The following is a 22,664-nucleotide window of genomic DNA, read 5'->3' as shown; positions in this document are numbered from 1 at the left end:
GAGCCAAGCTCCGGAGCCCTTACTTCAACGGCTCAGGGGCGGCTCAGCTGCAGCCGCTCGTGGCACCGCAGTTGGAGCACTTGTAGCAGGCGCCGCTGCGCACCATGATCGCGCCGCAGGTGTGGCACGGCGGCGCATCGGCCTGGTTGAGCCAGGTGTTCTTCGCCACCGATGACACCACGGGCAGCTGCGGGGCTGCCTGCGCGGGCTTCACCGCCGCCGAGGACTCCCGCGGCTCGATGGTCACCTCGGTCTCCTCCACCTGGGTGCTCGGCATGAACTTCAGCGCCAGCCAGCGGAAGATGTAGTCGGTGATCGACTTGGCGATCGGGATGGCCGGGTTGCCGGTGAAGCCGCTCGGCTCGAAGCGGGTGTGGCTGAACTTGTCCACCAGCACCTGCAGCGGCACGCCGTACTGGAGCGCCAGCGACACCGAGGTGGCGAAGCTGTCCATCAACCCGCTCACCACCGAGCCCTCCTTCGCCATGACGATGAAGAGCTCGCCCGGGGTGCTGTCCTCGTACATGCCCACCGTCAGGTAGCCCTCGTGGCCGCCGATGGAGAACTTGTGCGTGATGGACTGACGCTCGTCCGGCAGCCGGCGCCGCACGGCCTTGGGCTCGGGCTTCACCGCCGGGGCCACCGCCTCCGCCTTCGCCTCCTGGGTGTCCTTCACCTTCTCCTTGGAGGTGTTCAGCGGCTGCGTGCGCTTGCACCCGTCGCGGTACACGGCGATGGCCTTCAGCCCGCGCTTCCAGGCCTCCATGTACGCCTTCTCGATGTCCTCCACCGTGGCGGTGGAAGGCATGTTCACCGTCTTCGAGATGGCGCCCGAGAGGAACGGCTGGCACGCCTCCATCATCTGGATGTGGCCCATCCACGAGATGCTGCGCTGGCCCTTGGCGGGCTTGAAGGCGCAGTCGAACACCGCGAGGTGCTCGGACTTGAGGTGCGGGGCGCCCTCGATCGTCTCGTTCTTGTCCAGGTACGCGACGATGTCCTGCGCCTGCGTCTGCGGATAGCCGAGCTTCTCGAGCGCCAGCGGCACCGTCTGGTTGACGATCTTCAGCATGCCGCCGCCCACCAGCTTCTTGTACTTGATGAGCGCGATGTCCGGCTCGATGCCCGTGGTGTCGCAGTCCATCATGAAGCCGATGGTCCCCGTGGGCGCCAGCACCGTCACCTGGCTGTTGCGGAAGCCGTGCTCGGTGCCGTGGGCCATCGCCTCGTCCCACGAGACCTGCTGTGCCACGTACAGCTCCTCGCTCACGCCCTCGGCGGACAGCTGGTAGGCCGCCTTGCGGTGCTTGCGGATGACGCCCATCATCGGCTCGGCGTTCTTCGCGTAGCCGGCGAAGCTGCCCATGCGCTCGGCGATGCGAGAGCTCATCGAGTACGCCTGCCCGCACATCAGCGAGGTGATGGCGCCCGCGTAGTTGCGGCCCTCGGCCGAGTCATACGGCAGGCCCGTGGCCATCAGCAGCGCGCCCAGGTTCGCGTAGCCCAGGCCCAGCGGGCGGTAGTCGTGGCTGTTCTTGGCAATGCGCTCGGAGGGGTACTTGGAGAACCCGACGATGATCTCCATCGCCAGCAGCAGCACGTCCACCGCGTGCTTGAAGGCGGTGACGTCGAATTCGCCGTCGATGGTGCGGAAGTGCATCAGGTTCAGCGACGCCAGGTTGCAGGCCGAGTCATCCAGGAACATGTACTCGGAGCAGGGGTTGGACGCGTTGATGCGCGCCGTGCCCGAGCACGTGTGCCAGCTGTTCACCGTGGAGTCGAACTGCAGGCCCGGGTCGCCGCACAGGTGCGCGGCCTCGGCGATCTCGCGGAACAGCTCGCGGGCCCGGAACGTGTCCATGGGCCGCCCGTCGCGCACCGCACGCGTGGTCCACGCACCGTCCTCGGCCACCGCCTTCATGAACTCGTCGGTGACGCGCACCGAGTTGTTCGAGTTCTGGAAGAACACGGACGAGTACGCCTCGCCATTGAAGGACGAATCGTACCCCGCGTCGATGAGCGCCCAGGCCTTCTTCTCCTCCAGGGACTTGCAGCGGATGAAGTCCAGGACGTCCGGGTGCTCGGCGTTGAGGATGACCATCTTCGCCGCGCGCCGGGTCTTCCCGCCGCTCTTGATGACGCCGGCGAACGCGTCGAAGCCCTTCATGAAGGACACGGGGCCGGAGGCCGTGCCGCCACCGGCCAGCAGCTCGCGGCTGGAGCGCAGGCTGGAGAGGTTGCTGCCCGTGCCCGAGCCGTACTTGAAGAGCATGCCCTCCGTCTTCGCCAGCGTGAGGATGGACTCCATGGAGTCTTCCACGGAGTTGATGAAGCAGGCGGAGCACTGCGGGTGGGCCTCGACGCCCACGTTGAACCAGACGGGCGAGTTGAACGAGGCCTTCTGGCGCAGCAGCAGGTGCGTCAGCTCCGAGTGGAACGCCTCACGGTCCGTCTCCGAGGCAAAGTAGCCGCCCTCCACGCCCCACCCGGTGAGGGTGTCCACCACGCGCGCCACCAGCTGGCGCACGCTGCCCTCGCGATCGGGCGTGCCCGGCGTGCCGCGGAAATACTTGGACGCCACCACGTTGGTGGCCAGCATGGACCAGGACTTGGGCACTTCGATCTGCTTCTGCTCGAAGACGATGCGCCCGTCCTCACCGGTGATGCCCGCGGAGCGGTACTCCCAGGCCAGTTCGTCGGCTGGATCCACCCCGGGCGTCGTGAAGAACCGCTTCACCGTCAGCCCGGACGCTGCGCCCTTGGCCTTCTTCGCCGCCTTCTTTCCGTTGACCGCCGGCTTCAATCCCAGCTCTTTCTCCATGGACCGTCCTCCGCTGCTGCGCTGGATTTCACTCAAAGTGTGGATGCAAAATTTTGCAAAAGTCCCTAAGCCCGCGAGATCCCTGAGGGATCAATGATCAGCGGCAGACAGCGCCGAGCGGATGAGCAGGGGACTGCTGGACCGGAAAACCAACGCCCGAGAGCGGAGACAGGAGCCCGCGCGGAAGACCCACCCGGTTCGAACTGCGAACCCCATATCCTGTATCCCTCGCTATCCCACACCCTATGGATGGGGGGCGTTACCTGGTTATCCGCCTGCGACGCTCGGCTGGCCAGGGACCGGCCGGGGCGAGCAGGGGGCGCGTTTGTAGCCCCGACTGACAAAAAACGTCAAGGTGCGTCGCATGGGAAGTCCTTATATGACACGTCATGTATGGTCACACTATGGATATCAGACTGATCACCCAGTGATATTTGCTGGGAGTCTGGTCACGACCCGATGGGTTGCCTAGTCCCCCGGCTGCGAATGGGGAGGGGGCTTGCGCGCGCGGTGGTCGCTTTCGGGCAAGGCCTACGTTAGGAGGAGGACGTCATGGCACCTCCCTTCCAGCGCCACATCTTCGTGTGTACGAACCGTCGCCCGGACGGTCACCCCAAGGGGGACTGCGCCACCAAGGGCAGCGAGGAGATCCGGGCGGCCTTCAAGACCGAGCTGGACAAGCGCGGCATCAAGGGGACGATGCGGGCGAACGCGGCAGGGTGTCTGGACACCTGTGCGTTCGGGCCGTCGGTCGTCGTGTACCCCGAGGGGGTGTGGTACGGCGGCGTGAAGCTGGAGGACGTGCCCGTCATCGTCGAGGAGCACCTCATCGGCGGGCGCCCGGTGGAGCGGCTGCTGATGAAGTTCGCGAAGAAGGAAGCGAAGCCCGGTGAGGCGAAGCCGGCGGACACGAAGCCTCCGGGCACTCCGTGACGGTGAAGACGGTCATCTTCGCGTGCGTGCACAACGCGGGGCGCTCGCAGATGGCGGCGTCGTTCTTCAACGCGCTGGCCGATTCCCAGAAGGCGAGGGCCGTCTCCGCGGGAACGCAGCCCGGTGAGCGCGTCCACCCTGAAGTCCAGGCGGCGATGGGCGAGCTGGGGATCGATCTGTCGGGCACGAAGCCCCAGAAGCTCACGGACGAGCTGGCGCAGGGGGCTCAGTGGTTGATCACCCTGGGCTGTGGGGACGCGTGTCCCTCTGTGCCGGGCCTGAAGCGCGACGACTGGCCGCTGGAGGACCCCAAGGGAAAGCCTGTCGAGCAAGTGCGCCGCATCCGCGATGACGTGCGGACCCGTGTCGCGAAGCTCTTGGAGCGCGAAGGCTGGGCCCTCTAGACAGCGGGGCCCGTCCCTTTTTTTCATCCGGAGGGGGTTGCCCCACCGCCCGTCGCGCATGGCATTCTGGTGCTCTTTGAGTTCAAACCAGATTGGGGCACCATGCATTTCGAGTTGGCCTTCGTGCTGCTCTTCTCCATCGCGACGGCGGTGGCGATCGCGGCGCGCTACTTCAAGTTTCCGTACACAGTGGCGTTGGTGTTGGCGGGCCTGGGCCTGGGCATCGTGCAAGCCTTCGAGCCGCCACACCTGACGAAGGAGCTGCTGTTCGCGGTCATCCTGCCGGGCCTGCTGTTCGAGGCGGCCTTCCATGTCGACTTCCGCAAGTTCTGGAAGAACAAGCTGGCCATCACCTCGCTGGCGATTCCGGGTGTGGTGGCGTCCATGGGGCTCACGGCGCTGCTGCTCTCCCCGGTGATGCGGGGGATGAACGCGCTGGAGGGCTTTGGCCTTATCCACGCGATGGTGTTCGCATCGCTCATCGTGTCCACGGACCCCATCGCGGTGGTGGGCCTGTTCAAGGCCCTGGGGGCGCCCAAGCGGCTGGCCATCCTGGTGGAGGGGGAGAGCCTGCTCAATGACGGCACCTCCGTGGTGCTGTTCACGCTGGTGGTGGGCGTGGTCGGCGGCAAGGAGTTCACGGTGGGCAGCGCGGTGCTGGACTTCATCAAGGTCGCCGGCATGGGCGCCTTCATCGGCGTGGCGGTGGGCTTCGCGGTGGGGAAGGTCATCCTGCGTGTGGAGGACGCCATGGTGGAGATCACCTGCACGGTCATCGCCGCATACGGGTCCTTCGTGGTGGCGGAGCACTTCCACTACTCGGGCGTCATCGCGACGGTGGTGGCCGGCATGCTGTGCGGCAACTGGGCGGCGCAGCAGGGCATGGGGCCCACGACGCGCATCGCGGTGGAGAGCTTCTGGGAGTATCTGGCGTTCGCGCTCAACTCGGTGGTGTTCCTGCTCATCGGCCTGGAGGTGCAGCTCTCGTCGCTGCTCGCATCGTGGCTGCCCATCTTGCTGGCGTACGCGGCGGTGGTGCTGGGCCGCGCGGTGGTCGTCTACGGCGTGTCGGGCTTGCTGCGGCTCACGTCGGAGCGCATGCCGTGGAGGTGGAGCGCGGTGCTCACCTGGAGCGGCCTGCGCGGCGCGGTGTCCATGGTGCTGGTGCTGGGCCTTCCGGACGACTTCGCCCACCGCGAGCTGCTGGTGAACATGACGTTCGGCGTGGTGGTGCTGTCCATCATCTTCCAGGGCCTCACCATGGCGCCGGTGCTCAAGAAGCTGGGCATCACCGGTCTCAAGGACGTGTACCAGGAGCAGTATGAGCTGGCCCGGGGCCGGCTGGGTGCCATCCACGCGGCGCTGGCGGCGCTGGAGGCCATGCGCCGCAGGCGTGAGATTCCCGTGGATGTGCTGGAGCCCATGGAGCGCGACTACCAGCAGAAGGCCCAGGCGGTGGAGCAGGAGCTGACCACGCTCAAGCAGCAGTCCAACCGCTTCCACGAGGAGGAGCAGCAGGAGGCCATCCGCCGCGTTCTCATCGTGGAGAAGGACGCCCTCTTTAGTGCCTACCAGCAGGGCACGCTCAATAAGGAGGTTTTTGAGCACCTCACCACAGAACTGGACGAGCGCATGGCCAAGGCGAAGGACGCGGAGGCCCACGTGCCCGCGGAGGACGCCCACGCGCCGCCCCCGCAGGCGCTGGCCTCCTGAGAAGGAGGCAAAGATGGACCCCGGGTGGCTTCGCTGGACGCGCCCGGGGAGTCGTTTTCGGCCAGAGGGCTGATGGGAGGTACCCCGCGATTGGGAAGTCCAAACGCGGAGGTGCTAAAGAGGCACCGCATGACCCGAGCGTGGATCGCGGCTGCTGTCACCCTGGTGCTGGCTACCGGCTGCAAGTCCGAGAAGTCCGAGCAGGCCGCTTCGAAGCTGACGCTGAGTGGCGCGAGCACCCTCGCGCCCCTGGTCTCTGAAGTGGCCAAGCGCTTCGAGAAGAAGAACCCTGGCACCCGGGTAGATGTGCAGATGGGGGGCTCCTCGCGAGGCGTCATGGATGCCCGTCAGGGCCTCGTCGATATCGGGATGGTCTCGCGAGACCTGAAGCCTGACGAGACGGATCTGGACGCGCACCCCGTGGCCCGGGATGGGATCTGCATCATCGTCCACCAAACCAACCCGGTTGCCTCGCTGACCGATGAGCAGCTCGTGTCCATCTTCACGGGGAAGATCACGAACTGGAAGGATGTGGGTGGAGAGGACAAGCCCATCGTGGTCGTCAACAAGGCGGAGGGTCGCTCCACGCTGGACTTGTTCCTGTACCACTTCAAGCTGAAGAACTCCGATATCAAGGCGCAGGTCGTCATCGGCGACAACCAACAGGGCATCAAGACGGTCGAGACCTCTCCCGAGTCCATCGGCTACGTGTCGATTGGGGCCGCCGAGTTCGCCGCGAAGCACGGCGAGGCGCTCAAGCTGTTGCCGATGGCGGGCGTCGCCGCCAGCCTGGAGAACCTGCATAACGGTACGTTCCCCCTGGCCCGGACGCTTCACCTCGTGACGAAGAAGGGCCAGCAGAACGAGCTGGCCCGCAAGTTCATCACCTTCGCGCAGTCGCCTGAGACCCATGATCTCGTGGAGAAGCAGTACTTCATCCCGATGGGGGAGTGACGCACTGCTCCTGTGGGGGCTGCGGGGCATGGCCGTCATCTCCACGGCCATCGTGCTGCTCATTGCCTTGTTCATCGCGCGGGAGTCGTTCCCGCTGCTGAGCACCGTCTCTCCGCTGCGGCTCTTCACGGATCGCTCGTGGAACCCGCTGGAGGGCGCGTACAACCTGGCGCCCATGTTTGCGGGGACGGTGCTGGTCTCCGTGGGCGCGGTGCTGATCTCCGCGCCGCTGGGCATCGCCTCGGCCGTCTTCTGTCACTTCTATGCGCCTCCGCTGGTGGCGCGCGGCTACCGCGTCATCATCGAGCTGCTGGCGGGGATCCCCTCGGTCGTGTACGGGCTCTGGGGGCTCATGGTCGTCGTCCCGCTGATCGGGCGCATCCGGCCACTCGGGGCGAGCGTGCTAGCGGGGATTCTGGTTCTGGCGCTGATGATCCTCCCCACCATGGTGGTGGTGGCGGACGCCGCCCTGGCCCGGGTGCCGCGCGAGTACCTCCAGGGAGCGGCGGCGCTCGGGCTCTCGCGGTGGACCACGGTGCGGGAGGTGGCTCTCCCCGCGGCCCGGCGTGGGCTCGTCACCGGAGCGCTGCTGCAGACCGGACGCGCCGTGGGCGAGACCATGGCTGTCCTCATGGTCTGTGGCAACGTCGTTCAGGTGCCTGCCCGGCTGACCGATCCGGTGCGGACCCTCACGGCCAACATCGCGCTCGAGATGGCCTACGCCATGGGCAACCACCGGGCTGCGCTCTTCACGAGCGGCTTGATGCTGTTCTTGATGATCTTCGTGATCGTCGCCTGCGCGGAGCTCGTGGGCCGGGAGCGGGCCGATGCGTGAGCGTGTCCCTCGTGGAGCGGATCGGCTGGCCATGGTGGGCTTCTGGGCTGCGGCCCTGCTCGTCGCGACGCTCTTCGCGTGGCTGGTGGGGGATGTGCTCCAGCACGGCTTCGCTCACCTGTCCCTGGACTTCCTCACGGCCAACCCAGAGGACGCGGGAAGGGAAGGGGGCATTGCCCCCGTCATCGTCTCCACGCTGATCATCGTCGCGATCTGCATGACCGTGACGGTGCCTCTGGGGTTGGGGACGGCGCTTCTGCTGGCGGAGTTCCTGCCAGCTTCGAGTGGTCAGGGGCGCTTCGTGCGGAGAAGCCTCGACGTACTGGCGGGTGTCCCCTCCGTGGTGTTCGGCCTCTTTGGCAATGCGCTGTTCTGCCAGCGGCTCGGGCTGGGGTTCTCGCTGCTGTCGGGCGGGCTCACACTGGCGTGCATGGTGCTGCCGTACTTCACCCGGACGGCGGAGGAGGGGCTGCGCGCCGTGCCCCAGGACTACCGCACCGCCGCCGCGGCCCTGGGGCTGTCACGGACCGGGACGATTGCCCACGTGCTGATTCCCTCGGCGATGCCGGGGCTGGTGGCGGGATTCATCCTCGCCGTGACCCGCTCGCTGGCGGAGACCGCGGCGCTCATTTTCACCAGCGGCTATGTGGCTCGCATGCCCGAGTCCCTCTTCGAGTCGGGCCGGACGCTCTCGGTCCATATCTATGATCTGGCCATGAACGTCTCCGGCGGGGATGGGATGGCCTACTCCTCGGCCCTGGTGCTCATGGTTCTGCTCATCGTGCTGAACCGGAGCGCCATGTGGGTCAGCCGGAGGTGGTCCATGAAGAGGGTGGTGGCTTCATGAGCGCCTCGGTCGCGGACTGCCCAGCCATCCGCGCGGACAAGGTGAGCGTCCGCTACGGGAAGGCGCTGGCCTTCGAGGACGTGTCGCTGGAAGTCTCGGGTGGTGCCATTACCGCGCTCGTGGGGCCCTCGGGCTGCGGCAAGACGAGCTTCCTGAGCTGCATCAACCGGCTCACCGATCTCTACGAGGGCTGTGTCGTCTCCGGTCAGCTCACCGTGGGCGGAGAGAGCGTCCTGGCGCGCGGAATCGACTTGCTGGCGCTGCGGCGGCAGGTGGGGATGATCAGCCAGCGCCCCAACCCGTTCCCGCTCTCCATCTGGAGGAACCTGGAGCTGCCGCTGCGCGAGCACGGCGTCGGAGATCGCACCGAGCGCCAGCAGCGCATCGAGCAGGCTCTCCGGGACGTGGGCCTCTGGGACGAGGTGAAGGATCGGCTCAACCGCTCAGCCCATGCGCTCTCGGGAGGCCAGCAACAGCGGCTGTGCATTGCCCGGGCGCTGGTGCTCCGGCCGCGGGTGCTGCTGCTCGACGAGCCCTGCAGCGCCTTGGATCCCATCTCCAGCGGGGTGGTGGAGGATCACGTCGTCCAGCTCCGGAGGCGCTGTACAATCGTCATCGTCACCCACAACCTGGCGCAGGCCCGCCGCATCGCGGACGAGACCGCCGTGTTCTGGACCCGCGAGGGGCGCGGTTACCTGCTCGAGTCCGGTCCCACGGCGCGGATCTTCGAGGCCCCTCAGAACCCGGTAACAGCGGCCTACATCCAAGGACTCCGAGGCTGAGCCTTCCAGAGCCCGGGCGATCCAATTTCAGGCATACCCAACAAATACGGATGGTGGCGCGGTTGAACGGATCGGCCCTGACCGCCGGCGAGCCAGCTCAGATTACCGTCGATCATCACCAGCCTCACGGCGGGGGCAACCCTGCTCGTGGGGGGACGCTGTCGGCCACGGCCTCGGACCCGAGCGGAGTGACGCGGGTAGAGTTCTACGCGGGCACCCGGCTGCTCGGCACGGACACCACGGATCCGTACGGCCAGTTGTGGCAGGACGACCAGATCTACTGGGGCCGGGTCTCCTGGGCGGACGGCGCTCCCTTCGCGACGGGCCGCCGCGTCCAGGTTGACGTCGGGGTGGAGGTGAACAGCACCACCAACGAGTCCGTGGATCTCTTCTACGCCAGCGATGCCAACGCCCCCTCGTGGACGTACGTGACCACCGTCCGAGGGACGGCGCTGGGCTTCCAGGCCTCTCGGCGGATGACGTTCTCCCGGCCGGGAGTCTCCAGGTGGTGCGCGCCACCCTGCGGCATGACGCGCTCAACATCGCGGCCTGCACCAGCGGCACCCTGGACGAGCACGACGATCTGTCGGAGGGCACCCACTCGCTGACCACGAAGGCCTACGACTCCGCGGGCCACGCCACGGTCTCTGCGGCGGTGCCGGTGATCATCGACTACACGCCGCCCACACTGCTGATCCACAGCCCTGTTCAGGGCTCCCTCGTCCGGGGGTCGGTCCAGGTGAACGCGGCCGCCAGCGACAACCGGGGCGTGACGCGGGTGGAGTTCTCTCGGCGCGACGCTGCTCAACGGCGACACCACCGAGCCGTACTCCGCGACGTGGGACACCACAGCGGGGGCCCAATGGATACCGCCAACTCTACATTCGCGCCTACGACGCCACGGGGAACTTCCGGGAGGTCTACCGGGACGTCTCGGTGGACAACTTGGGCCCCACGGTGGCCATCACTTCTCCGGCCAACGGATCGTCCGTGTTCCTGAGCACGGCGATCCAGGCGACGGCGGCCGACAACAACGCCGTGACCCAGGTGGTCTTCTACGATGGAGCCACCGTTATCGGCACGGACACCTCCGCGCCCTACAGCCTGAACTGGAGCACGCTGTTCGTGTCCAAGGGCCAGCACACGCTGACCGCTCGGGCTACGGACTCGGCCGGCAACGTCACCACCTCCGCACCCGTGGTCGTGACGGTCCATTAGCGGGTCGGCCCCCACGTGAACTTGGCGGATCCAGTCGCATGCCTCTCCGGCAAATAGAGATATGCGATTTTTCCAGTTCTGCTTGATCGCGGGGTTCGCGTTGATGGCCTGTGGGCCCCAGGATGACAACGCTCTGGAGGACCTTGCTCCGGTCTTCGGCACGGTTCGCGGCGCTCTGGGCGAGCCCACGGTCGCGATTACCTCTCCGGTGCAGGGCGCCAGGGTCCACGGCTTGGATTGGATCACGGCAGACGCCAAGGACGACGTCTCGGTGAGCCGGGTCGAGTTCTTCCTGGATGGGAACTACATGACGTCGGTGACCTCGGCCACCTACAGCACTTTCTGGTTCACCGATGACTTCCCGAACGGCCCCCATGTGCTCACGGCGAAGGCTTACGACGGCGATGGGCACGTGACGACCTCGGCTCCGGTCTCCATCATCGTGGACAATGACTACGTGCCTCCGGCGGTGAGCATCATCTCGCCGGCGCAGGGAGCCTCTCTGGCGGGCATGGTCTCGGTCGAGGCGTCCGCCAGCGACGACCGCAGCGTGAGTTCGGTGTACTTCTACGCCGATGGCACCTTCGTCAAGGCGGTGTACTCGGCGCCGTTCGTTCTGACCTGGGACTCCCACGCGGTCCCGAACGGTACCCACACGCTGACCGCAGAGGCCAGGGATGAACAGGGCAATCGCACCTTGAGTGTGCCGGTGACCGTCACGGTGGCCCAGCCGGGCTCGGCCGAGTACGACCTGGGCAGGGGCGTCCCGACATGCCCAGAGGGCTCCTCGATCTGTGACACTGCGGCGCTGGTGCAGGGCCGCGGGTTCTATGGCCCCGAGCCCCACGCGCCGAACACGATCGGAGGTAGCTGTGCGGATGGCACGGATAACTCCTATCGAGACGAGCAGATCCACTGGCTTCGGGTGTCGCGGTCGGATGGGCTCCCCTTCGCGGCAGGCCGACGAGTCCGGGTCGATGTCGCCGTCGAGGCGGACCTCTTCCCCGGCTACGTCGTGGAGCTCTTCTCCGCGACCGATGCCTCTGCGCCCGTGTGGACGCACCTGGCCACGCACCGGCTGGACTGGAACATGCGAGACCTTCAGGTGTTCTCGTCGGAGTACGTGCTCCCCGAGGGGCGTGTGCAGGCTGTGCGCGCCAACTATCACTACGGGGAGATGTTCCCCACGCCGTGTAGCAACGGCCCCATCGATGATCGGGACGATCTGGTCTTCGGAGTAGGGGAGGCGGTGGACGTCGCAGCTCCCACGGCGGTCATCACGGCGCCTGTGGCCAATCAGCAGATCACCGGCACGTTCACAGTGAAGGTCGCGGCCGAGGACGATTTCAACGTGACGCGCGTGGAGGTCTATGACGGCCAGACGCTGATCGGGACGGACACTACGGCGCCCTTCGCCGTGGCGTGGGGTACTCAGACCGCGGCCGACGGCACGCACACGCTCACCGCGAAGGCTTACGACGCCGTGGGCCATGTGGGTACCTCTGCGCCGCTCTCGATGATCGTGGACAGGAACCGGCCCGGAGTGGCGCTCACCGCTCCCGCCCGTGCCTCGGTGGTTCGGGGCGTCGTCCAGTTGACGGCCAGCGCCAGTGATGACCGAGGTGTCACGAGGGTCGAGTTCTACGAGTACGGGTATTACGCCTCCGCGCTGATCGGGACCGATACCACCGCGCCGTACTCCGTGCCCTGGGACACCCTGGCGTTCTCGAACGTCCAGCACGGTATGTTTGCCAGGGCTTTTGACATCGCTGGCAACTACCAGGATTCGGAGATCATCGGCATCACCGTGGACAACGCCAGCCCCACCGTGGTCATCACCTCGCCGGCGAATGGAGCCAAGGTGTCCCTGAGCACAACGATTCAGGCGAACGCGAGCGACACCAACGGAGTGGCGCAGGTGGCGTTCTACGATGGCAGCAAGCTGATCGGGACAGACACCACGGCGCCCTACAGCGTGACCTGGGGCCTCCTGCTCGTGTCCAGGGGACAGCACACGCTGACGGCTCGGGCCACCGACTTGGTGGGCAACGTCACCACCTCCGCACTGGTCGTGGTGACAGTCCAGTAGCGAGTCCTCGGGCATCGATACGGGAGGGGGCTATACAGAACCCACCCTCAGCGCCGGTGCCATGGGAAGCGGTAGGCGGGCCCAGGCACATCGTGACCATGGAATGGGCGACCACGCCTGTGCGCCCCGGAGCGCTTCCAGGCCCGAGCCTTCGCCTGCCCCGAACATCTTTCCGCCGGAATCGCTTCCGGAGCGTGTGAACCAGGATTCAGACTCGGAGCCGAAGGCCTTTCGCACCTGCTCCGAAAGTGTCTGACAAGCAGACTGGTTGGCCACGGTCAGTTCGGACAAGCGGCGCTGGGCACCCTCGTCGGTCGGTGTTTCCTCCGGTGGTGTCTGGCACGCACGTGTCTGACAAGCAGACCGGTAGGCTACGGCTGCGTCTGGTAACTGGCGCTGAGCACCCTCAGCGGGCGGTGTTTCCTCATGCGGTGTCTGGCACGCACGTGTCTGACAAGCAGACCGGTAGGCCACGGCTGCGTCTGGCAACTGGCGCGGCGGCGTCGCAGAAGGAGCAGGAGCTTCCGATGGCCCTTCGCGCGAACCGGTCTGACCAGCAGCCCCGCGGAGCACTGCCGTATCCGGCAGGTTGCCCTGAAGGGGCTCGAAGGGAAGGGCATCTTCCGGCGGCTCCTCGTGTAAACCGGTCTGACAAGCAGGTCGGTGAGGATGATCCGCGTCCACTTCCTTGTCTCCCGTGGGCTTGGACTTGGAACTCCGCTCAGGTCTTTGATGCGCCGAGCCGTGGAGTCTTGGCGGTGGGGTGTACTCACGGCGGGTTGATGCGAGCGAGCTGAGCACGCGCTCATCGCTTGCCTGGAGCAGCGCCGGCAACTCTCGCTTCAGTGCTTGAGCGTCTTTGTCTCCCAACGCGTGGAAGGCACAGAGCCCCCAGTGGCGGATGGCCGCGCAGTCCAGAACGGGGAGCAGTCGTGCGGCCATGGCCCAGAAAGAGCGCTCCAGCGTCTGGACGAGCAGGAAGTGCCCAGGACGGTTCGCCGCCACAGCGGCCAACCGCAGCAGCTCGAACTCCCGTCTTGCCCAGACGCTGCTCTCTTCCCAGTGCGCCGCCTCTCCTAACGTGAAGCATACGTTTAGGAGCTGGCTCAAGTTGGACGCGGAGGCTCGCTCGCAGCAGGCGGCCAGCAAATCCACCATCAGCTCTCGCTTGAGCTCGAGGAATCCTTCCAGCAGGCGCTGTCTCTCTGGATGGGAGGGGCCTTCGGCGTGGAGTGCCACGCTCAGGTTCTCCAGCGTCACTGCCTCCTGCAAAGGCACCGCGCGGCTCCGGCGTCCAGGGTGCTGCACCACCAGTCCTCGCGCTTCGAGCCGTAGCAATGCCACCCGGGCCGTGGCTCGTGAGACACCGTGGCGCTCTGCCAGCACCTGCTCCGAGGGAAGAAAGCCATTCCTGGGCAGCTTGCCCCAGGAGATCACTTGCTCGAGGTCATGCTCGATGTGCGCTACGAGCCCCGTCCGTTCCATGCCCGCCACCCTTCTCGTTGCAAAGGGCCAGGAGCACATCAGATGGGTCTGACACGAGCGCTGAGCGGGCCTCGGGGAATGTCCCACTGCAGGGGGACACCCGCTTGGTTCTGGGGCTCAAGCTCGAGCGTATAGGCCCAGCGCTGGGAGCGAGCCCGGGCCACGATGCTCGGGCTCACTCCGCCAGATGGCTAGCGACGGCGACCGAACAGCCGCAGCAGCGCCAGGAAGAGGTTGATGAAGTCCAGGTACAGCGTGAGCGCGCCGACGATGCTGACAGTCGCGGCGCTGCTGTAGCCCGTGGCCGCGTGCATCTCGCGCAGCTTCTGGGTGTCATAGGCCGTCAGACCCGCGAACACCACGACGCAGGCGCAGGCGGTGACGAAGCCCATCATGTCGCTGCCCATGAAGATGTTCACCACGCTGGCGATGATGATGCCCACCAAGCCCATGAAGAGGAACGCGCCCCAGCCGCTCAGGTCTTTCTTCGTGAAGGTGCCGTAGAGGCTCATCGCGCCGAAGGTACCGCCCGTCATCAGGAACGCCTGACCGATGGAGCCCTCCGTGTAGATCAGGAAGTAGATGGACAGCGTCATGCCTGTGAGCGCCGCGTAGCCCACGAACAGCGCGCCGGCCAATGCGCCCGGCAGCCGCGCCGCCGCCAGCGAGAGCACGAACACCAGGCCCAGCTCCGCCAGCAGCAGCGGGATGCGCCACTGGAACGTGAACTCGAGCAGCGCCCGGTTGCTCACCGTGTAGAGCGCCATCACACCGGTGATCCACAGGCCGGCGAACATCCAGCCATACACGCGCGACATGAACGCGCGCCGAGACTCCTGCACGAGGGTGGCGTTCACCTCCTCGCTGGAGGTCGTCTGCCATCCATTGGTTTCCCAACCCATGGTCTGCTTCGTCCTTTCCTGCGCCGGGAGCACCCCGGCGGTATCCGCCTACCTTATATAGCGCGAAGCGGTGGGTGCTGTGCTCCCTCCGCCCGCCCAAAGTGGAAAGGACCGAGGCTGTCTGGCTGCTCGTGAAATCCCAGGTTCAGATGGCCTTCCACGCCATGAGCAGCTTGTGGGCGACCTCCGTGGTGATGAGGGGGATGACTCCGCCGCCACCCATGATGTTGACGATCTCCCCCATGGAGCCCCGGCACACGCCGCCCCAGGCGGGCTGCTTCGCCAGTCCCACCGAGGCATAGGCCGAGTAGTCCACGTAGAACGACGAGGGCAGTGCTCCTGTCTCCGTGCACACGAAGTGGTCCTCGGGCTGCGTCTCCACCACCTCCTGCACCACGTAGCCGCCACCCGTGGGGTCCGTGACGGCGCGCTCGCACAGCTCCGCCCAGCCCAGCGGCGCCCCGTAGAGCGCCTGCGCACGCTCGTTGTACGGCACTGTGCCTACCGAGCGTCCCAAGAACACGGCCTTCCCGCCGTAGTCCCACGCGCGCTTGAGCACGTAGCGGTGGGGCTCAGCGGCCACGGCGGCCACGATGTCGTCCAGCTTCTCTCCACCCGGCCCCTGGGTGGGCGCGTGACGGAAGCGCCGCGTCCACGGCACGCAGGCCCGGATGGCCTCCAGCTCGTCGGCGCTCAGCCCTATGCCCTCGGCCAGCTCCGGCTCGGCCAGGGCCTGCGAGAGCAGCGCGAACGTCGTCTTCACCTCCATCTGCGAGGTGGGCGGGTTGAGGAAGACGGCCTTCTTCCCGGGCACCGTCCCCAGGAAATCCTCCACCCACGGCGAGGGCGTCTCCTCCAGCCGACGTACGAAGAGGTGCCGGTACACCAGATCGTACTTCTTGCCGTTCACGATGAAGGCGTCATCGCCCGACACTTCGTCCGGGTGGACTACGTCCGCGTCCGCGCCGAACTCTCGGAAGCGCTCGGCCAGGTAGCGCAGCTCCGTGATCTGCGAGTCGTTGCGCCGGCAGAGCAGGGCGATCGTGTTGGGCTGCTGGCCCTTCCGCTCGATGGCGTACCCGTCCAGCAGCGCGCGGTAGAGTGCCAGGGCGTTGCTGCCGTTGAGCGTCAGCAGCGCGTGGATGGCCTTCTCCGGATAGCCGAAGTGACGCGCCACCACCTCCAGGAACGTCCGGGCCGCGATGTCCGAGTACCCCTGCATCGCCGGGATCGTGGTGTTGATCTCCAGCGCGCGCGGCTGGTTCGCCGTGTTCACGAAGAAGTCCACGCGCGTGGTGGCCAAACGGGAGACCTGCTGCCAAGTGCGCTCGGCAATGGAGCGTTCCAGCGGTGACAGGGCCCCGAGCAGCACGTCCCGGGTTCCGCCGTTGAGCACCGCGTCCGCCATCTTCAGCGTGGCCGAGGACAGCTTCGCGGCGAGCTCCGAGCGGCGGCGGATCTCCGCGGCGTCCAAGATGACGGCCGTGCCGGTGATGGGGATGGGACGCGTGGTGCCGTCTTTCGCCGTCACAGCCAGGCCTCGCTTGTAGGCAGTCTGGGCCAGCTCGGCGCCGAACTTGGGGGCCTGGAACCGCAGCACTTCTAAAAGTTCATTCACGGGGGTAAACCCTTCTTCATGGCCAAGACACTCGAGTTCTTTTTCGACTATGCCAGCCCTTATTCCTACCTGGCTTCGGAGCAGCTGGAAGCCATCGTGCAACGTACCGGAGTGGAGGTCCGCTGGCGCCCCTTTCTACTAGGGGCCGTCTTCAAGGCCACGGGGAACGTGCCACCCATCACCACCCCGAGCAAGGGGGTGTATCTGGCCATGGATCTCGATGATTGGGCCGGCTACCTGGGCCTGCCGAAGTTCCGGCTGCCGGACGAGTTCCCCATCAACTCGCTCAAGGCCAACCGGCTCGGGCTGGTGGCGGCGGAGCAGGGCCTCATCGTCCCGTTCTCTCTTGCGGTGTTCCGCGCGGCCTTCGTTCACGGCCGGGACTTGAACAACCTGGAGGTGCTCACGGGGCTTGTCCGCGAGGTGGGCATGGATCCGGAGAAGGCGCTGGCGCGGCTGGAGAACCAGGAGATCAAAGACGCGCTGCGCCGCAACACGGACGAGGCTGTCGCCCGGGGGGCCTTCGGGGCTCCCACCTTCTTCGTGGGAGAGCGCATGTTCTTCGGCAATGATCGGCTGATGTTCGTCGAGCGGGCGCTGAAAGCAGTCTGAGAGGAGACACGGCATGGCTTCGCTGACTGGAGGGCAGCTCGTTGCACGGATGCTGAAGAAGGAGGGGGTCCGGCACATCTTCACACTGTCGGGCCTGCACGTGGCCCCCATCTACGCCGGGTGCGTGGAGGAGGGCATCCACGTCATCGACACGCGCCACGAGCAGGCCGCCGCGCACGCCGCGGACGCGTACGCCCGGGTGACCCGCGGGGTGGGGGTGGCGGTGGTGACGGCGGGGCCGGGCGTGACGGACGCGCTCACGGGCGTGGCTAACGCCTACGCGGCCAGCTCGCCAATGATCCTCCTGGGCGGCGCGGCCCCCATCTTCAACCAGAGCCGTGGCTCGCTGCAGGAGATGGAGCAGGTGGATCTGTTTCATCGCATCTCCAAGTGGTCGGATCGCGTCCCCACGCCGGAGCTGGTGCCTTCGTACATGGCCAAGGCGTTTCGCGTGGCGGCCACGGGCCGCCCCGGGCCCGTCTTCCTCGAGCTGGCGTGGGACGTGCTCTCCAACGGCGCGGACGAGGAGACGCTGAACATGCCGCGCCAGTACCGCACGGATGCGCGCCAGCCGCCGGATCCGCGCAAGGTGGACGCCGCCATGGCGCTGCTCCAGGCCGCCGAGCGCCCCGCCGTTATCGCCGGCTCCTCCATTTATTGGGACGGGGCCTGGGATGCGCTGCGCCGCTTCTGCGAGACGGCGCAGGTGCCCGTGTTCCTCAATGGCGCGGGCCGAGGCTGCCTCCCCGCCGGCCACCCGCTCTTCTTCCAGCACACGCGCAAGGAGGCCCTCACCGGCGCGGACGTGGTGTTCGTCATCGGCACGCCGTTCGACTTCCGCCTCAACTACGGCTCCGAGCCCACCTTCAGCTCGGAGACGAAGATCGTCCAGGTGGACATTGATCCCGTGGAGATCGGCCGCAACCGCGCGGTGGAGGTGGGCATCATCGCCGACAGCTTCAGCGCGCTCGAGGCCTTCGCGGCCGCGGCGCCCCGCGTGAAGCGCGACACGTTCATCTCCGGCTTGCGCGCCAAGGAGGACAAGCGGCTGAAGGACCTGGAGCAGTGGACCCAGGACGACAGCGTCCCCATCCACCACTACCGGCTCGCCAAGGAGATGTCCGACGTGGCGAACGCGGCGGGCCAGGATCCGGTGTTCATCGCGGACGGTGGCAACTGGGTGGCCATGGCCGCCAAGGTCATCGAGCTGCGCAAGCCGGGCCGCTGGCTGGATCCCGGGCCGCTCGGGTGTCTGGGCGTGGGCGCGCCGTTCGCCATTGCCTCCAAGGTGCTGCACCCCGAGCGCACCCACTGGATCATCCAGGGCGATGGCTCGTTCGGCCTCAACGGCATGGACTTCGAGACGGCTGTGCGCTTCAAGCTGCCCATGGTCTGCGTGGTGGGCAATGACGCGGCCTGGGGGCAGATCCGCCTGCCGCAGGTGGGCATGTTCGGCGAGGACAAGTCTCCCGCCACGCTGCTGGCACCCACTCGCTACGACAAGGTGGTGGAGGCGCTCGGCGGCCACGGCGAGCACGTCACCGAGCCCTCGCAGATCCGCCCCGCACTGGAGCGCGCCGTGGCCAGCGGCACGGTGGCCTGCGTGAACGTCATGCTCGATCCCGAGGCGCCCATGAAGGCGGGTGCGATGGGGTACGCCGTGTAGCGCGGAGGTTTCCCCTGCTTGCGCGGCGGGGCCTCTTGGCCTACAAACAAACGCAACTGTTGTTCATCTGGACTTCGTGGACGTGAGCCGCTCCTCCTACCGCTCGCAACGCAGTGCCCCCCGGCCGCGCCTCCTGGCGCTGCCGCTCGTGGCTCTGTGCGCGGTGGTCTACCTGGGCAGCGCGGCGCACTTCGCCCTCGTCCAGCACTCCACCTGCCTGGAGCACGGCGAGATCCTCCACCTCGAAGAGGACGGAGGATCCGAGCCGTCTCAGCGATCCGAGGCCTCCTTCACGGACGAGCGCATCACCAGCGCGCGTCTGCGAGCCCGGATCGGCCACGGTGCCGAGGCGCACTGCTCGCACGCCTCGCTGCGCCGTGAGTCGCTGCTTCCCGCGGCGTGGTGGCTCGCCGCGCTGGCTCTCCAAGCCGAGTCCGGCCGGGGGCCCGCGCAGGATCTGCTCCTCCCAGAGCCCGTGGCGCGGCTGCGGCTGGCGCCCAAATCGTCTCCTCCACTGTCCTGAGTCTCTCGGAGCGCGTCCGCCGTACGGCACCCGTGTGCCGTGCGGGTGATGGCGGCTGAACGCCCGCGCACGTCCGCTGGCTGCCTGTGCCCGTGAGTCGCGGCCCGTGTGTCACCCCTGGCTGACGCCTGGCTCCCGCGCGCGTGGGCTGTTGCCTCGCGCGAGAGGCCCATTCCTCCTCTATGCCCAACTTCGCGTGCCGTGCGCCGTGTTCCCCCAGCGGGGAGCCCGGTGCACAGCCCGCGCTGATGCCGTACCGAAGTTCCCACCTTTCCACCTTGTGGAGTCAAAACCATGAAGCTGAAGCTCTTTTCCGCTGTTCTGCTGTCCACCTCCTTGGTCTTCGGGTGTGGAGGCGACGAGGAGACCGCCGACACCGAGGGGTGCGAGCACCTCCAGGCAGGCCCGGCCTCCTCCATCAACGCCTCCGCTTCCGGCACGGCCGCGCCCGCCGTGAGCAATGATCACCGCCGCTACGACATCACCCTGGCCGACGTCACCGGCGGCAAGGGCGGCTCTGTCTCCTTCGCCGCTTCCGAGGCTGTCGACTACATCCTCTTCACCAGCGCGGACGTGCCGGTGACGGTGAAGGACGGAAACGGCCAGACCGTCGCGGCAGAGGAGAGCGTGAAGAGCTCCTCCGAGTGCACGGAGATCAAGGGCCGCCACACGTTCCCGCTGAATGTGGGCACGTACACGCTCACGTTCGGTCCCACCACGGCGACGACCGTCTCGCTCGTCATCGAGGAGTCCGGGACCGATCACGAGCACTGAGCCCGCTCGACACCCGCGGAGTCACGAGCGGGCGCGTGAGGGAGCACGGCACGCGCCCGCGCAGCAACCGGAGTGAACCATTTGAGGCCCCCTGGGGCCCGAGCTTGTGAGGTGCCCATGCTGGCGCGACTGCTGCGAGCCGAAGAACCCTCCCTCTTCACCCGTGGGCCTTGGGATGACGTCCCGGATGCCGAGCTGCCCACGCCGCCGCTGCGCGAGGGGCTGGGACACGCTCACCTGCGGGTGAGCACGCACGTGCCGCTCGCGCAGGCCTACTTTGATCAGGGGCTGAACCTGCTGCACCTGGGGTGGGGCCCCGAGGCCCGCCGCGCCTTCGCCGAGGCCGCGCGGCAGGATCCCTCCCTCGCCATGGCGTGGTGGGGGCTGGCCCTCACGCGCGGCGCCGGAGGCCGGTTCTCCGCCGATCGCGCCCAGGCCATCCACAAGGCACTCGCGCTCGCCGAGGGCGTGACGGACCGGGAGCAGCGCTACATCGTCGCGGCGAGCCTCCTGGCCGACAAGGGGCCCGCCAATGGGCGGCAGGCGTTCATCCGGGAGATGGAGCACCACATCGACCGGCACCCGGAGGATGCCGAGGCGCGGCTGCTGCTCGCCGGCTTCCTGATGGACGGGTACGAGCCTGATGGGCGCCCCGGCTCGGGCCAGCCGTACGCGCAGGCGCTCCTGCGAGAGTTGCTGCGCACGCACCCGCACCACGAGGGCGTCCACTTCGCCTGGGTGGCGGCGATGCTCGGCAGCGGGCGCCCCGAGGCGGCCAAGGACAGCGCGCTCTGGCTGCTGTCGCTCGCGGCGAGGGCCAGTCCGTGTCTGCTGGGGGCGGGGCGGCTGCTGCAGCGGATCGGGCTGACGGAACAGGCCCGCGAGGCCTTCCAGGGGGCGATCGAGGCCGATGAGGCCTGGCTGGCCCAGGAGAAGCTGCCCGTGACTGCCGCGCCGGCCGCCGCCGAGGCGATGCGGCTGCTCGTCAGCACCTGCGCCGAGGCGGGGCGCTACACCGAGGGGCAAGCCTGGGCCCGCCGCCTCCGGACCCATGTGGAGGCGGCAGGGCAGGGACAAGCGGTGGTGCTCGTGGCGTGTGCCCTCGCCGGACTGCATCTGCGCTTTGGCTTCGGGCGCGCCGCGGCGGATGTCCGCGTGGAACTGGACGCGGAGGCCCCTGCCGCGGAGAGAGGCTTGCTCGAGGGCCTTCGCTGCTACACCCGGGCCCTGGCGGCCCTGGAGGCGGGCAGGATAGGGGAGGTGGAAAAGGCGTGTGCGTCGCTCGAAGCCCTGCAGCAGATGCTGGCCGAGGGGCGCCGCGCCGAGGGACAGGCCCTCTGCCCGCGTGATGTGGCCCGTGTCGTGGAGGTCGCGGCCGATGAGCTGCGAGGCTCGCTGGAGGCCCGCCGCGGAGACGCCGCCCGCGCGGAGGCCACCTTCATCCGCGCCGTCCGACTGGAGCGCCGCCTGCGCACTGCGGGGCCCGCTCCGTTCTCCCGGCCCGCGCGAGAGTCGCTGGCCCGCGCGCGCCTCCGCTTCGGGAGGGTTGAGAAGGCGCTCGAGTTGGCGCTAGAGCTCGCGGCGGAGCGGCCGGGAAGCGGCCACGCGCGCTTCCTCGTCGCGGAGACCCGGGTGGCGCAGGGGAGCTTCCCGGAGGCGGTGCTGGACTTCGCCTCCTTCCTCGAGCGCTGGCGTCAGGCGGATCCGCACCTGCCGGAGCTGCAGCGTGCCCAGGCGTTCATGGCGGGGCGTGGGCGCTACCTGCGCGTCGTGGGCGGCGAGGCGTCGAAGGTTCCGCCGCTCAAGATCGTCCGGGCCCGCGCGAAGGTTCTGGGGTGAGCACTGCCCGCAGGGAGATCGGGACATCCTCTTGACGGTGGAGGTGGGTTCGGGAATGCGTGAGCCTCGAACCTTCATCCCCCGAGGAGCTCATGTCCCCCTTCCGTATTCACTCCGGCAACGCCGCGCTGCTCGTCGTGGACATCCAGGAGCGCCTGTGCGCGGCGATGGAGAAGGAGCCCTTGGAGCGCGTGCTCAAGCGCGCCGGTGCCGCCATCGAGGGCGCCAAGGCGCTCCATCTTCCCATCCTCGTCACCGAGCAGTACCCGAAGGGGCTCGGGCCCACGCACCATCAGCTGTGCGAGCATCTCGGGGAGTTCAAGGCGGTGGAGAAGCTGGAGTTCAGCGCCGCCACGGCGGACGTGCTCACGTCGCTGAAGGGCCGCAAGCAGGTCCTGCTCGCGGGGATGGAGACGCACATCTGCGTCTTCCAGACGGCGAGGGATCTCTTGGAGAAGGGCTTCGAAGTCTTCCTCCTGGCGGACGCCGTGCTGTCCCGCTCGGCCGAGGATCGGCGCGTGGGCTTCGAGCTGTGCAAGGAGGTGGGCGCCCGGGTGACCACGGTGGAGTCCGCGCTCTTCGACATGCTCGGGCGCGCGGGCTCCCCGGAGTTCAAGCTCATCTCCGCCGCGGTGAAGTAGGCCGCGGC

Annotated in this window: 21 protein-coding genes; 17 read left to right on the top strand and 4 right to left on the bottom strand. The window is 67.5% G+C overall.

Annotation, left to right across the window (positions count from 1 at the left end):
• Positions 1 to 43 precede the first annotated feature (43 nt).
• Positions 44 to 2,821 carry a vitamin B12-dependent ribonucleotide reductase gene (locus DB31_RS39330; RefSeq protein ID WP_044197944.1) on the bottom strand — a complete coding sequence of 926 codons (2,778 nt, stop codon included), beginning with the start codon at positions 2,819 to 2,821 and terminating at the stop codon, positions 44 to 46.
• A 552-nt stretch (positions 2,822 to 3,373) separates the two neighbouring features.
• Between DB31_RS39330 and DB31_RS39325 the strand changes: the two genes are divergently transcribed.
• The 11 genes from DB31_RS39325 (at position 3,374) to DB31_RS39285 (ending at position 12,596) form a co-directional block, all read left to right on the top strand.
• Positions 3,374 to 3,754 carry a (2Fe-2S) ferredoxin domain-containing protein gene (locus tag DB31_RS39325; RefSeq protein ID WP_044197942.1) on the top strand — a complete coding sequence of 127 codons (381 nt, stop codon included), beginning with the start codon at positions 3,374 to 3,376 and terminating at the stop codon, positions 3,752 to 3,754.
• Positions 3,751 to 4,158: an arsenate-mycothiol transferase ArsC gene (locus tag DB31_RS39320; protein WP_276203685.1), complete on the top strand. Its 408-nt coding sequence runs from the start codon at positions 3,751 to 3,753 to the stop codon at positions 4,156 to 4,158. The genes DB31_RS39325 and DB31_RS39320 overlap by 4 nt, the downstream gene beginning before the upstream one ends.
• Before the next feature lie 102 nt (positions 4,159 to 4,260).
• A complete protein-coding gene (locus DB31_RS39315; RefSeq protein ID WP_044198059.1) occupies positions 4,261 to 5,871 on the top strand; it encodes a Na+/H+ antiporter in 1,611 nt (536 codons plus the stop codon).
• Positions 5,872 to 6,000: 129 nt separating this feature from the next.
• Positions 6,001 to 6,825, top strand: coding sequence for a phosphate ABC transporter substrate-binding protein (locus DB31_RS39310; protein WP_083969162.1), 825 nt, complete (start codon positions 6,001 to 6,003; stop codon positions 6,823 to 6,825).
• The gene (gene pstC, locus DB31_RS39305; protein WP_044197940.1) at positions 6,782 to 7,660 is read left to right on the top strand and encodes a phosphate ABC transporter permease subunit PstC; all 879 of its coding nucleotides are present in this window, start codon (positions 6,782 to 6,784) and stop codon (positions 7,658 to 7,660) included. The genes DB31_RS39310 and pstC overlap by 44 nt, the downstream gene beginning before the upstream one ends.
• Entirely contained in the window at positions 7,653 to 8,507 is an 855-nt protein-coding gene (pstA, locus tag DB31_RS39300; RefSeq protein WP_083969161.1) for a phosphate ABC transporter permease PstA, read from the top strand. The genes pstC and pstA overlap by 8 nt, the downstream gene beginning before the upstream one ends.
• Positions 8,504 to 9,289 (top strand): phosphate ABC transporter ATP-binding protein, encoded by a 786-nt coding sequence (locus DB31_RS39295; protein ID WP_044197938.1) that lies wholly within the window; start codon positions 8,504 to 8,506, stop codon positions 9,287 to 9,289. Before pstA ends, DB31_RS39295 begins: the two co-directional genes overlap by 4 nt.
• A gap of 62 nt (positions 9,290 to 9,351) precedes the next feature.
• Positions 9,352 to 9,897 (top strand): Ig-like domain-containing protein, encoded by a 546-nt coding sequence (locus tag DB31_RS45675; protein ID WP_157232386.1) that lies wholly within the window; start codon positions 9,352 to 9,354, stop codon positions 9,895 to 9,897.
• Positions 9,795 to 10,289, top strand: coding sequence for an Ig-like domain-containing protein (locus tag DB31_RS51735; RefSeq protein ID WP_420806743.1), 495 nt, complete (start codon positions 9,795 to 9,797; stop codon positions 10,287 to 10,289). Before DB31_RS45675 ends, DB31_RS51735 begins: the two co-directional genes overlap by 103 nt.
• On the top strand, positions 10,226 to 10,507 hold the full coding sequence (locus tag DB31_RS45670) for an Ig-like domain-containing protein (protein WP_052420600.1): 282 nt from the start codon (positions 10,226 to 10,228) through the stop codon (positions 10,505 to 10,507). The genes DB31_RS51735 and DB31_RS45670 overlap by 64 nt, the downstream gene beginning before the upstream one ends.
• A 61-nt stretch (positions 10,508 to 10,568) precedes the next feature.
• Positions 10,569 to 12,596: an Ig-like domain-containing protein gene (locus tag DB31_RS39285; protein ID WP_044197936.1), complete on the top strand. Its 2,028-nt coding sequence runs from the start codon at positions 10,569 to 10,571 to the stop codon at positions 12,594 to 12,596.
• Positions 12,597 to 12,626: 30 nt separating this feature from the next.
• Here the strand turns inward: DB31_RS39285 and DB31_RS47345 are convergent, their stop codons facing one another.
• The 3 genes from DB31_RS47345 to DB31_RS39275 form a co-directional block, all read right to left on the bottom strand.
• Positions 12,627 to 14,081, bottom strand: coding sequence for a FadR/GntR family transcriptional regulator (locus tag DB31_RS47345; protein WP_075306445.1), 1,455 nt, complete (start codon positions 14,079 to 14,081; stop codon positions 12,627 to 12,629).
• A 191-nt stretch (positions 14,082 to 14,272) separates the two neighbouring features.
• Positions 14,273 to 14,983 carry a Bax inhibitor-1/YccA family protein gene (locus tag DB31_RS39280; protein WP_044198053.1) on the bottom strand — a complete coding sequence of 237 codons (711 nt, stop codon included), beginning with the start codon at positions 14,981 to 14,983 and terminating at the stop codon, positions 14,273 to 14,275.
• 145 nt (positions 14,984 to 15,128) lie between these two features.
• Complete coding sequence (locus tag DB31_RS39275) at positions 15,129 to 16,601, bottom strand: phosphonate C-P lyase system protein PhnG (protein ID WP_044197934.1); 1,473 nt, start codon at positions 16,599 to 16,601, stop codon at positions 15,129 to 15,131.
• Between the two features lie 18 nt (positions 16,602 to 16,619).
• On the opposite strand from DB31_RS39275, the gene DB31_RS39270 reads away from it, so the two are divergent.
• From DB31_RS39270 to DB31_RS39245, 6 genes are all read left to right on the top strand, one after another.
• The gene (locus tag DB31_RS39270) at positions 16,620 to 17,213 is read left to right on the top strand and encodes a 2-hydroxychromene-2-carboxylate isomerase (protein WP_044197932.1); all 594 of its coding nucleotides are present in this window, start codon (positions 16,620 to 16,622) and stop codon (positions 17,211 to 17,213) included.
• A 13-nt stretch (positions 17,214 to 17,226) separates the two neighbouring features.
• Positions 17,227 to 18,879, top strand: a complete 1,653-nt coding sequence (locus tag DB31_RS39265) for a thiamine pyrophosphate-binding protein (protein ID WP_044197930.1) — start codon at positions 17,227 to 17,229, stop codon at positions 18,877 to 18,879.
• An 82-nt stretch (positions 18,880 to 18,961) separates the two neighbouring features.
• A complete protein-coding gene (locus DB31_RS39260; protein WP_044198051.1) occupies positions 18,962 to 19,402 on the top strand; it encodes a hypothetical protein in 441 nt (146 codons plus the stop codon).
• A gap of 294 nt (positions 19,403 to 19,696) precedes the next feature.
• Positions 19,697 to 20,176 carry a hypothetical protein gene (locus DB31_RS39255; RefSeq protein ID WP_044197928.1) on the top strand — a complete coding sequence of 160 codons (480 nt, stop codon included), beginning with the start codon at positions 19,697 to 19,699 and terminating at the stop codon, positions 20,174 to 20,176.
• A 117-nt stretch (positions 20,177 to 20,293) separates the two neighbouring features.
• A complete protein-coding gene (locus DB31_RS39250; protein WP_044197926.1) occupies positions 20,294 to 22,015 on the top strand; it encodes a hypothetical protein in 1,722 nt (573 codons plus the stop codon).
• 92 nt (positions 22,016 to 22,107) lie between these two features.
• Entirely contained in the window at positions 22,108 to 22,656 is a 549-nt protein-coding gene (locus DB31_RS39245; protein WP_044197924.1) for an isochorismatase family protein, read from the top strand.
• Positions 22,657 to 22,664 lie beyond the last annotated feature (8 nt).

Source organism: Hyalangium minutum (genome assembly GCF_000737315.1).
GTDB classification, from domain to species: domain Bacteria; phylum Myxococcota; class Myxococcia; order Myxococcales; family Myxococcaceae; genus Hyalangium; species Hyalangium minutum.
This window is presented reverse-complemented; position numbering and strand designations above follow the sequence as displayed.

Coding starts and splice junctions, on each gene's coding strand:
- pstA (WP_083969161.1), top strand. CDS start 7,653: ATGCGTGAGCGTGTCCCTCGTGGAGCGGATCGGCTGGCCATGGTGGGC.
- DB31_RS39250 (WP_044197926.1), top strand. CDS start 20,294: ATGCTGGCGCGACTGCTGCGAGCCGAAGAACCCTCCCTCTTCACCCGT.
- DB31_RS39285 (WP_044197936.1), top strand. CDS start 10,569: ATGCGATTTTTCCAGTTCTGCTTGATCGCGGGGTTCGCGTTGATGGCC.
- DB31_RS39270 (WP_044197932.1), top strand. CDS start 16,620: ATGGCCAAGACACTCGAGTTCTTTTTCGACTATGCCAGCCCTTATTCC.
- DB31_RS39310 (WP_083969162.1), top strand. CDS start 6,001: ATGACCCGAGCGTGGATCGCGGCTGCTGTCACCCTGGTGCTGGCTACC.
- DB31_RS39245 (WP_044197924.1), top strand. CDS start 22,108: ATGTCCCCCTTCCGTATTCACTCCGGCAACGCCGCGCTGCTCGTCGTG.
- DB31_RS39255 (WP_044197928.1), top strand. CDS start 19,697: ATGAAGCTGAAGCTCTTTTCCGCTGTTCTGCTGTCCACCTCCTTGGTC.
- DB31_RS39265 (WP_044197930.1), top strand. CDS start 17,227: ATGGCTTCGCTGACTGGAGGGCAGCTCGTTGCACGGATGCTGAAGAAG.
- DB31_RS39325 (WP_044197942.1), top strand. CDS start 3,374: ATGGCACCTCCCTTCCAGCGCCACATCTTCGTGTGTACGAACCGTCGC.
- DB31_RS39315 (WP_044198059.1), top strand. CDS start 4,261: ATGCATTTCGAGTTGGCCTTCGTGCTGCTCTTCTCCATCGCGACGGCG.
- pstC (WP_044197940.1), top strand. CDS start 6,782: ATGATCTCGTGGAGAAGCAGTACTTCATCCCGATGGGGGAGTGACGCA.
- DB31_RS39330 (WP_044197944.1), bottom strand. CDS start 2,821: ATGGAGAAAGAGCTGGGATTGAAGCCGGCGGTCAACGGAAAGAAGGCG.
- DB31_RS39280 (WP_044198053.1), bottom strand. CDS start 14,983: ATGGGTTGGGAAACCAATGGATGGCAGACGACCTCCAGCGAGGAGGTG.
- DB31_RS39295 (WP_044197938.1), top strand. CDS start 8,504: ATGAGCGCCTCGGTCGCGGACTGCCCAGCCATCCGCGCGGACAAGGTG.
- DB31_RS47345 (WP_075306445.1), bottom strand. CDS start 14,081: ATGGAACGGACGGGGCTCGTAGCGCACATCGAGCATGACCTCGAGCAA.